This is a genomic window from Absiella sp. AM09-50 (assembly GCF_003433845.1).
GTDB classification, from domain to species: Bacteria; Bacillota_I; Bacilli_A; order Erysipelotrichales; family Erysipelotrichaceae; genus Hoskinsella; species Hoskinsella hominis.
This window is the reverse complement of sequence record NZ_QVFI01000053.1, coordinates 1-8,386: the sequence shown is the minus strand read 5'-3', so window position 1 is coordinate 8,386 and position 8,386 is coordinate 1. Positions and strand designations below refer to the sequence as shown.

The 8,386-nt window shown below is 32.0% G+C and carries 11 protein-coding genes; 8 read left to right on the top strand and 3 right to left on the bottom strand.

All coding sequences use genetic code 11. The annotated features are described in order from the left end of the window. From DW114_RS21400 to DW114_RS20750, 4 genes are all read left to right on the top strand, one after another. Positions 1–225, top strand: a 225-nt coding sequence (locus tag DW114_RS21400) for a hypothetical protein (protein ID WP_158554342.1), incomplete at its 5' end; no start/stop codon positions are given. Between the two features lie 45 nt (positions 226–270). Continuing rightward, entirely contained in the window at positions 271–543 is a 273-nt protein-coding gene (locus DW114_RS20760; RefSeq protein WP_117456245.1) for a hypothetical protein, read from the top strand. A gap of 83 nt (positions 544–626) precedes the next feature. After that, on the top strand, positions 627–1,046 hold the full coding sequence (locus DW114_RS20755) for a phage holin family protein (protein ID WP_117456244.1): 420 nt from the start codon (positions 627–629) through the stop codon (positions 1,044–1,046). A 2-nt stretch (positions 1,047–1,048) separates the two neighbouring features. After that, positions 1,049–1,714, top strand: coding sequence for a CHAP domain-containing protein (locus DW114_RS20750; protein ID WP_117456242.1), 666 nt, complete (start codon positions 1,049–1,051; stop codon positions 1,712–1,714). A 436-nt stretch (positions 1,715–2,150) separates the two neighbouring features. Here the strand turns inward: DW114_RS20750 and DW114_RS20745 are convergent, their stop codons facing one another. Together DW114_RS20745 and DW114_RS20740 are read right to left on the bottom strand one after the other, a co-directional pair. Beyond that, on the bottom strand, positions 2,151–3,686 hold the full coding sequence (locus DW114_RS20745) for a type I-C CRISPR-associated protein Cas8c/Csd1 (RefSeq protein WP_117456240.1): 1,536 nt from the start codon (positions 3,684–3,686) through the stop codon (positions 2,151–2,153). Further along, positions 3,679–3,924 carry a hypothetical protein gene (locus tag DW114_RS20740; protein WP_117456238.1) on the bottom strand — a complete coding sequence of 82 codons (246 nt, stop codon included), beginning with the start codon at positions 3,922–3,924 and terminating at the stop codon, positions 3,679–3,681. Before DW114_RS20740 ends, DW114_RS20745 begins: the two co-directional genes overlap by 8 nt. A 262-nt stretch (positions 3,925–4,186) precedes the next feature. On the opposite strand from DW114_RS20740, the gene DW114_RS20735 reads away from it, so the two are divergent. After that, on the top strand, positions 4,187–4,483 hold the full coding sequence (locus DW114_RS20735) for a hypothetical protein (protein ID WP_117456236.1): 297 nt from the start codon (positions 4,187–4,189) through the stop codon (positions 4,481–4,483). 9 nt (positions 4,484–4,492) lie between these two features. Here DW114_RS20735 and DW114_RS21395 read toward each other — a convergent pair whose 3' ends face one another. Then, on the bottom strand, positions 4,493–4,660 hold the full coding sequence (locus DW114_RS21395; protein WP_158552373.1) for a hypothetical protein: 168 nt from the start codon (positions 4,658–4,660) through the stop codon (positions 4,493–4,495). Between the two features lie 692 nt (positions 4,661–5,352). Here DW114_RS21395 and DW114_RS20730 point away from each other — a divergent pair. The 3 genes from DW114_RS20730 to DW114_RS20720 all read left to right on the top strand — a co-directional run bounded on the left by DW114_RS20730 (position 5,353) and on the right by DW114_RS20720 (position 8,255). Then, positions 5,353–6,333, top strand: coding sequence for a D-isomer specific 2-hydroxyacid dehydrogenase family protein (locus DW114_RS20730; RefSeq protein ID WP_117456234.1), 981 nt, complete (start codon positions 5,353–5,355; stop codon positions 6,331–6,333). Positions 6,334–6,429: 96 nt separating this feature from the next. After that, positions 6,430–6,879, top strand: a complete 450-nt coding sequence (locus tag DW114_RS20725) for a MarR family winged helix-turn-helix transcriptional regulator (protein ID WP_117456232.1) — start codon at positions 6,430–6,432, stop codon at positions 6,877–6,879. Beyond that, positions 6,876–8,255, top strand: coding sequence for an MATE family efflux transporter (locus tag DW114_RS20720; protein WP_117456230.1), 1,380 nt, complete (start codon positions 6,876–6,878; stop codon positions 8,253–8,255). The genes DW114_RS20725 and DW114_RS20720 overlap by 4 nt, the downstream gene beginning before the upstream one ends. Positions 8,256–8,386: the final 131 nt, after the last annotated feature.

The window sequence follows — 8,386 nt, the reverse complement described above, 5'->3', positions numbered from 1 at the left end:
CACATGATACAAAAGACTATTAAAGCTGTAGATACACAAGGAGCAATGCTAAAAAGCCATGAACGAGTGATATCAGAAGTTGACCGTAAATCAAAAGAAAATGAATACAAAATTGAACAGCTTAAAAAACAGCTTGATGAGGAAAGACAGCTGAGAATCAAAGCTGAACAGAAGTTGAATGCCATTATAAGTGGCGAAATAAAATTAGAATCTAGGATGGCGTAATCGTCATCCTTTATTCATGCCATTACGTAAAGGAGAGTGATTAAAATGGCTAAGATTACAAACACAGAAACAACAGAAATCGTTATGACAAACAACATTGCACTAGAAGGTAAAAACATTAGAATACAAGAATACAAAATTAACAGCATGGAACCAGACAACTATAAAGAAGAAATTCGTTTTGATTATAGTGCTACAGCCGAGGACAAGGCATCATACATGGCAAACAAGGCAGACTTCAGACAGCAAGAAACAGCTTTTGAAGATAAAGTATTTGCCAAAATCGAAGAAATCAAAGCACAAAATACAGCTAAGTAGGAGGTGGTCCTAATATCTCGTTTCCAAGGCTGAACGTTATCAGCCTTTTTATTATGCCTAGAATGGCAAGAAAGAGTGAGGTTATGAAACGTATGGATAAATTTTTTAACTCATCTGTAGCAGTAATCGCTACAGGACTAACTTATTTATTTGGTGGTTGGGATACTGCTATTATCGTATTGATTGCATTTATGGCTTTAGATTATATTACAGGTGTTGTATATGCTTTTAATACTAAGACTTTGTCTAGCGAGATTGGTCTAAAAGGATTGTCTAAGAAGTTTTTGATTATTTTAATCTTAATCGGAGCGGTGCTGTTAGATCGCCTGATGAATACTGGCACATGGGTGTTTAGAACTTTAGTATGCTATTTTTATATCGCAAATGAAGGAATAAGTTTGTTAGAAAATGCTGGTAATCTTGGGTTACCAATACCAAAAAAATTGAAAGCGGCTTTAGAACAATTAAAAAATGAAGATGAAAACGAAAGTGAGGAAAATTAAATATGAAATCTGCTAGTGAATTTGCAAAAGAAAGAGTTGGAAAAGGCGTAGATGTTGATGGTTATTATGGTGCACAGTGTTGGGATCTGTTTGCTTACTTTTGCCAGCAAGCGGGATATAAAGTAGTAAATTGTACAACATCTTTACATGCTAAAGATATTTGGAATAATCGTAAAACGAATGGTGCATTAACTAATTTTACTGAGGTGTCTGTAAAAAATATGCAAGATGGAGATTGGGTTATTTGGGGTGACTGCGAAGTGGCACCTACATCCCATGTTGGCATGTTTAGACGTTATACTGGTAATAATAGAGCAATCATTTTAGGTCAAAATCAGTTAGGTGTGCAAAAAGCAACAGAAGTTGATATGACGTTGAATGGTGTTATCGGTGTATTACGCCCTAACTGTTATAAAAATAAGTGTCCATATAAATCTAGTGGTGTAGTAAAACCATTATATAATGGCATTAGAGTACGTACAGCACCTAGTACGAAGAAAGGTGACACTGGTATTGTATACAATGCTGATAGCCCTAATTTATACTACAATCGTATTGTCTTAGCCGACGGTTGGTACTGGGCAGAGTATGATCGTGCAAAAGGTGGAAAAGGCTATTGTGCTTTATGCAAGGCTGATGGTTCTAGCAAGTACTGGAAACAAGTATAACATAAATAAACCCTACTTCTCGTTTTGAGAGGTAGGGCATTTTTTATTGTATTGACAATATGTCACGAAAATAATAGAATATATATGACAGAGGTAATGCTCTGAGGATTTAAAAAGTATGTTGTACATAGATATGTTATAACATCATGAAAAGAAGTGTGGTTAAATATCCGCACTTCTTTTATATCATTGACTTTATTCGATGAAATATGTATAATAATGGTGTCTGGTATTACATTGCCAGTGGATTAAAATTTATAATGTAAAAAGGTAATTTTTGGGGAAAGAGTGGAATAAAAACACTCTTTTTCTATTGATTTAATTTAACAATACGAGTACAATATAGATGTCTGATACTAGATATCAGTGGATTAAAATCTATTTTGATAAAAGAAATTGCTCGTAAACGTGCAGTAAAAAAGAGTGAGAAATAAAATCACTCTTTTTTATTGTCTATATCATCAATTTCCACTGTTTCTTGTTTAGGAATATCATAATCATGAATGTTTTCTACAGCATCAAGTACTTTCTTGCATAACTCAATAGATAACCTTCTATTATCGCCAGACATGAAACTACTATAATTTGAATAATTTACGCCTATTTCTTCTAACAAAGGCTTCATTTTGATAAATTTACTTTTTCTTTTGATATCGTTTCTTATATATGCTTTTTCTAAATTGTTGTTTATTGCTTTTAAATTTGCCAAATAATTTATTGCATTTAATCTAAAATCCATATCTGCTGTTTGTAATAATGCTTTATAAAGCTGTTGAAAGATTTTTTCTGGTAATATTTTCTCAGAATAGAATGAATTGATGTACATATCTAATATACGAATAACACCATCATTTTCAAAATTTTCGTACAAGTAATATTTTAAAGTACCAAAGTTATATAAACTATAAAAATCATCAATATATATATGTTGATATTTATACCATGTACTAAGTTTATCAAAGTAGTCATCACTTGTCATACATAAATTACAAGTAAGTGCCACAGTTCCGGGAGTACAGCTTCTAAATTGAAGAATAAATATATTATTGTCTTTATGTATATCTCTCATCTTATTTATAAATTCTTCCATCATATCTGGAAATCTTTTATTATGATCGACAGCACGTGGGATAGCATTAGCATAATCTATAACTCCATATATATTTTTAGGAATTAAAAGAAAATTCTGAGGCAAACCTTTAGCTGAAAACACGCCTGTATATACATCATGACACATATAAGAATTATGTCTAATCACATACCTTATTGCGTGTATCAATTTAAATGCTTCATCAACACATACAAATGAATGTAAAAATGTATTTTGTACAATGTCCTTTTCACTTTTACCTGAATATATTCTCGCCATCGGTTTTGGTGGTAAGATTCTAGTTTTTGATACTGGCATACAATAAGTTTCTTTGCCACAAAGCAAGCACATATCTTTTTTTGCTTCCTTTGGTATAATCTTATCTTCAAAAAACTTATTATATTGTTTGTATAGTTCATCATCCAATAAAGGTTCTGTTTCTCCTGTTTTATTGTCAACTATGTACACAATAGGTACAACACCATCTAATTTTATGTGGGTTTTTATATCTTTGATATCGTTAAGTATGGTTTCTTTTTTTACGTATTCATAGAATATTCTACATTTTTCATTTCCTGAGTAATCAATAAAACTGCTTAATAACTCTAGGAACATTTCTTCCCCTTTCCCATTCATATTTCTTATATTATCAACTATTGGATAAGGAGCTACAGCCCTACTTCTGTTTTCAGATGATATTGTTGTAGGTAAGTTTAGTTGTTTCGTTTCTTCTAATCTTTCGGCTTTAATGAAATTACTATCTTTGTCTATATATACATTAGCCGAACAAAAAACAGGCGCAGTATATAAAGGAATTTTATCTGTCAAACAATTGTCATAAAGTTCCACAAGGTTTAACATGTAGTTGTCTATACTACTCATTTGTCCATCCTTCCATTCTTAATGTCGTACCAGCACCATCTTCCCACTGATCTACGATTGGATTAGCTCCATTTTCTAAATCTTTGATACAAGATTCCATATCATCAGTAATAACATTGCCTAAATATTCGTCATTGTCATTGTAAAAATTAATCTTTTCATAATTACTAATTATTGCATAATATCCTTCAAAACTGTATTTCTTTCCGTCATAATCATCAAATTTATATTCTTTCATTTTAATTTCCTCCTTGCGATTTATCCGCTTACATTTATATATTACACTATTTTAGTTGTAATAGCAATTAGATGATTACACTATTTTTATTGTAATGAAATATTTATTGTCATTCGATTTATCAAGTGATATAATGATTATGTCATGAATGGAATTCATTCATGTGGATTTAAATGATATCTTAACCATATACGTTGAGATATATTTATGATAAAGTGTGGTTATTAATAACTGCACTTTATTACTTTGTGAGGTGATGTACATGCCATTAGAAAGAAGTTATAGAATATTCGCACGCTACATGGAAATCAATCATATTCATTTTAATCCTACTACATTCAAGTCTGATGATATGACCTTCTGTAAGATATGGAAGGCACATCGAAAAGCATTTGGTGAGATATGTTTGAAATATGATTGTCGTGAAGCATGGATTGATCTAAATGAACGTTTCGTCAATTATGAAACTAGTATACTTGATATGAACTACAGGAATGGTCGTGTTACAAATATTGAATACGATAAACAATTAGAATACATACAAAGAAAATACATTTAAAAAGAGTGACTAGGCTTCACTCTTTTTTGTTATACCCATGATAACTAATTGCTCTCCAATATGATTGAATAACCATTTTACATTATCTGTTTCACAATAATCATCTGTGACCTGCATTTGAATCAATTCATCATTCAACTGTTCTAACAGATTATCCATTTTACTATTTGGTTCCATTTTGACCACCTCCATTTTTACCCTTATAAAGTAGCATAAATTAATTTAAAAGTCATAAAAGTGAAAAATAATTATATTTTTCAAGGAAATCTTAAAGAAAATTTTAATAATGCAGATAATATATAAGGAACAGAAGTAGTTATGCAAATAAAAGAAAGCTATTTAAATTAAGTGGCTTTCTTTATTGATTTTGGCAAAAATTTGGCAAAAAACTTTTTTTTGATGGATAAAATATATACAAAATATACTATGTTTTTATACTTTTTTAATATATTTTGCGATTGTTTGCATGTATTTATGTATCCGGCCTCGGGCACCATGCAGAACTTGAAGCCTTGAAAAAGGCTTTTTTTCTTATTATATACCAAAATATATAGGAAAATTATCCTGATATCATAAAAATGTCATATGAAAACTGAATTTTTCATAATAAAGTGCTTTATCCATTGTAAAATATCATGAATTTTGATAAGATAGAAGTGCAATAAAAGATGAAATTGATGGGTGGGATTTTATCCTATTATTGTATGTTGAGTAATCAACATCATAAAAACCTCTTGTTATGCTAGCACAAGAGGTTTTTTTATAAGAAATCATAATAAGCATATTAAAAATTCTATATAAATAGAAATGTACTTGACGAATTTGTAATATAAGAAGTAAAATTTCAAAAAAGAAAGAGGCGATAAAACATGAAAGTGTTTATATATGGATATAGAAAAGAAGAAATAGCTTTTTTTGAAGCGTGTATTAAAAAATTTGGATTAGAAATAGCAACTTGTGAACAACGTCCCAATATGGAAAATGCACATCTGGCAAAAGATTATCCCTGCATCAGCGTATTATCAACGCCGATGCCTAAAGAATTGATACAAAAATTCTATGATTTAGGTGTGCGTTTTATTTCCACAAGAACAGTTGGATATGATCATATCGATTTACAGGCAGCACGCAAAATCGGTATGCGCATTGGCAATGCTACTTATGCAAGCGAAAGCGTTGCGGATTATACCATTATGTTGATTCTTATGGCCTTACGGAAAATGAAACTGATCATGAAAAGTGCGGAGGTACAGGATTATTCTTTCGATGGTGTACAAGGCAGAAATTTAAAAAATAAAACATTAGGTGTGATTGGAACTGGGAATATCGGTCAGACATTGATTCGTCATATTGCCGGATTTGAATGTCATATACTTGCCTATGCACCTCACCCAAAGGAAGCAATGAAGGATTATGTAACATATGTAGATTTGGATACACTTTTAAAACAAAGTGATATCATTACCTTACATGTTCCATTAACAGAAACAAATTATCATATGATCAATAAGGAAACCATTGATAAAATGAAAGATGGGGCAGTTATTATCAACACAGCAAGAGGTGGACTTATTGATAATGAAGCGTTGATAGAGGCAATAGAAAATGGAAAACTGGCAGGAGCAGCATTAGATGTTGTAGAAGGTGAAACAGGAATCTATTACAACAATCGAAAAGCAGCAATATTAAAGCAACGGGAAATGGCTATTCTAAACGCATTTCCAAATGTAATTATGTCACCACATATGGCTTTTTTAACAGATGATAGCAATCGCGATATGGTGTATCATTCTATGGAAAGCTGTGTTGACTTTTTACAAAACAAAGAAAACCCATGGGAAATACAATAGGTTATCTGTACATACAGGTAATCTTTTTTTTGCAATCTTTTAGAAATATGATATACTATATTAGTTCACTTGTGAACTAAATAAAAGGGTGATGATATGACAAATGTTGAAAGTATGTTAAAACAATTTGCCTCCATACGAAGAGCATATGGGAAATATCTGTATACTTCTATGAATGCAAATAATTTTTCTCCAAGCGAAATTGATATTCTGATATTTTTATCGAATAATCCCTCCATCAACACGAGTAAAGAGCTGGTTGTTTGTCTGGCAGTTTCAAAAAGTCTGATTGCCAGAAGTGTCGATGCCTTGATACAAAAAGGAATGCTCAAAATGGAAGAAGATAAAAATGATCATCGACTACAACATTTAAAAATCACAAAAGCTGCTGTTCCATATATTAATGAGATAAAAAAATATCGTGATAGTTTTACAAAGCTTGCCTTGGCAGACATCGATGAACAGGATTTAAAATGTATCGAAGAAACAGTGAAGAAAATCGAAGACAATATGCAAAAAATCATTAGAGGTGAAAAAGGATTATGAAGATGTCAAATGAAGTAGATTTAGGAAAAGAACCAATTGGCAGGCTGCTTTTCACATTAGCAGTACCAGCCATTGCATCACAAATTGTGAATGCATTATACAATATGGTGGATCGTATGTATATCGGACATATTGCAGATGTAGGTGCCAATGCTTTGACTGGCGTCGGTGTTTGTTTTCCGATTATTATGATTATTTCAGCATTTGCGGCATTGGTAAGTATGGGAGGCGCACCAAGAGCAAGCATTTTGCTTGGGCAAAACAATCATAAAGGCGCAGAAAAAATATTAGGAAATTGCTTTAGTGCACTTGTGCTGACTGCAATAATCTTAACCGTTGGAGCCTTGTTGTTTCAAAAACCGTTACTGTTATTATTTGGTGCCAGTGAAAATACATTGCCCTTTGCCATGGATTATTTAACAATCTATGCAATAGGAACCATCTTTGTGCAGCTGACATTAGGTATGAACGCCTTTGTATCAGCCCAGGGATTTTCAAAAATTAGTATGATGACAGTTGTTATCGGGGCAATCACCAATATTATATTAGATCCTATTTTGATTTATGGATTAAATATGGGAGTACAAGGTGCAGCTTTGGCAACCATTATATCTCAGGCAATCAGTACAATCTGGGTGTTGAAATTTTTATCAGGAAGCAAAACTACAATTCGATTGAAAAAAGTGAATTTCAAAATAGATGCTCAGGTATTGCTTCCATCTATGGCTTTGGGAATTGCTCCATTCATCATGCAGGCAACAGAAAGTATCTTAGTATTATGCTTTAATTCATCTTTGTTACGCTATGGCGGTGATACGGCAGTAGGAGCAATGACGATACTATCCAGTGTCATGCAGTTTGCAATGTTGCCATTACAGGGATTTACCCAGGGTGGACAGCCGATTATCAGTTATAACTATGGAGCCAATCATGCAGATCGTGTAAAAAAAGCATTTAAATTATTGTTGATATGCTGTTTAACTTATTCCACTGTATTATGGGCATTATCAGAATTATTCCCAGATTTGTTTATCGCAATATTCACAAGTGATCCAGCATTAGAAGAAATCACACAATGGGCATTGCGTGTATATATGGGTGGTTGTTTATTGTTTGGTGCACAAATTGCATGTCAACAGACCTTTATCGCTTTAGGAAATGCAAAGACTTCAGCTTTTTTAGCAATGTTTCGTAAGATTATTGTATTGATACCGTTAATATATATATTACCAATGTTTATAGAGAATAAAGTGTTTGCAGTTTTTCTTGCTGAACCAATCGCAGATACCCTTGCGGTTCTAACGACAGTAACATTATTTGTGTTTGAAATCAAAAAAGTTATGCGTGAAATGAATGAGAGAAAAGTAAAAGCATAGCTGTTTATTTAAATGAAAGACACTAATAAAGGCCTTGAAAAAGCTTTATTAGTGTCTTTTTCTGTTATATTGTAGCAGTTTCGATAAAAAAACGAAAAAAAGATAAAAAAAGCGTTGACAGGAGGAAGGAT

What these genes read in the sequence shown, in the direction of transcription:
- DW114_RS20725 (WP_117456232.1), top strand. Translation starts at nt 6,430, where the DNA reads ATGACAAATGTTGAAAGTATGTTAAAACAATTTGCCTCCATACGAAGA.
- DW114_RS21395 (WP_158552373.1), bottom strand. Translation starts at nt 4,660, where the DNA reads ATGGAACCAAATAGTAAAATGGATAATCTGTTAGAACAGTTGAATGAT.
- DW114_RS20740 (WP_117456238.1), bottom strand. Translation starts at nt 3,924, where the DNA reads ATGAAAGAATATAAATTTGATGATTATGACGGAAAGAAATACAGTTTT.
- DW114_RS20745 (WP_117456240.1), bottom strand. Translation starts at nt 3,686, where the DNA reads ATGAGTAGTATAGACAACTACATGTTAAACCTTGTGGAACTTTATGAC.
- DW114_RS20750 (WP_117456242.1), top strand. Translation starts at nt 1,049, where the DNA reads ATGAAATCTGCTAGTGAATTTGCAAAAGAAAGAGTTGGAAAAGGCGTA.
- DW114_RS20760 (WP_117456245.1), top strand. Translation starts at nt 271, where the DNA reads ATGGCTAAGATTACAAACACAGAAACAACAGAAATCGTTATGACAAAC.
- DW114_RS20730 (WP_117456234.1), top strand. Translation starts at nt 5,353, where the DNA reads ATGAAAGTGTTTATATATGGATATAGAAAAGAAGAAATAGCTTTTTTT.
- DW114_RS20755 (WP_117456244.1), top strand. Translation starts at nt 627, where the DNA reads ATGAAACGTATGGATAAATTTTTTAACTCATCTGTAGCAGTAATCGCT.
- DW114_RS20735 (WP_117456236.1), top strand. Translation starts at nt 4,187, where the DNA reads ATGCCATTAGAAAGAAGTTATAGAATATTCGCACGCTACATGGAAATC.
- DW114_RS20720 (WP_117456230.1), top strand. Translation starts at nt 6,876, where the DNA reads ATGAAGATGTCAAATGAAGTAGATTTAGGAAAAGAACCAATTGGCAGG.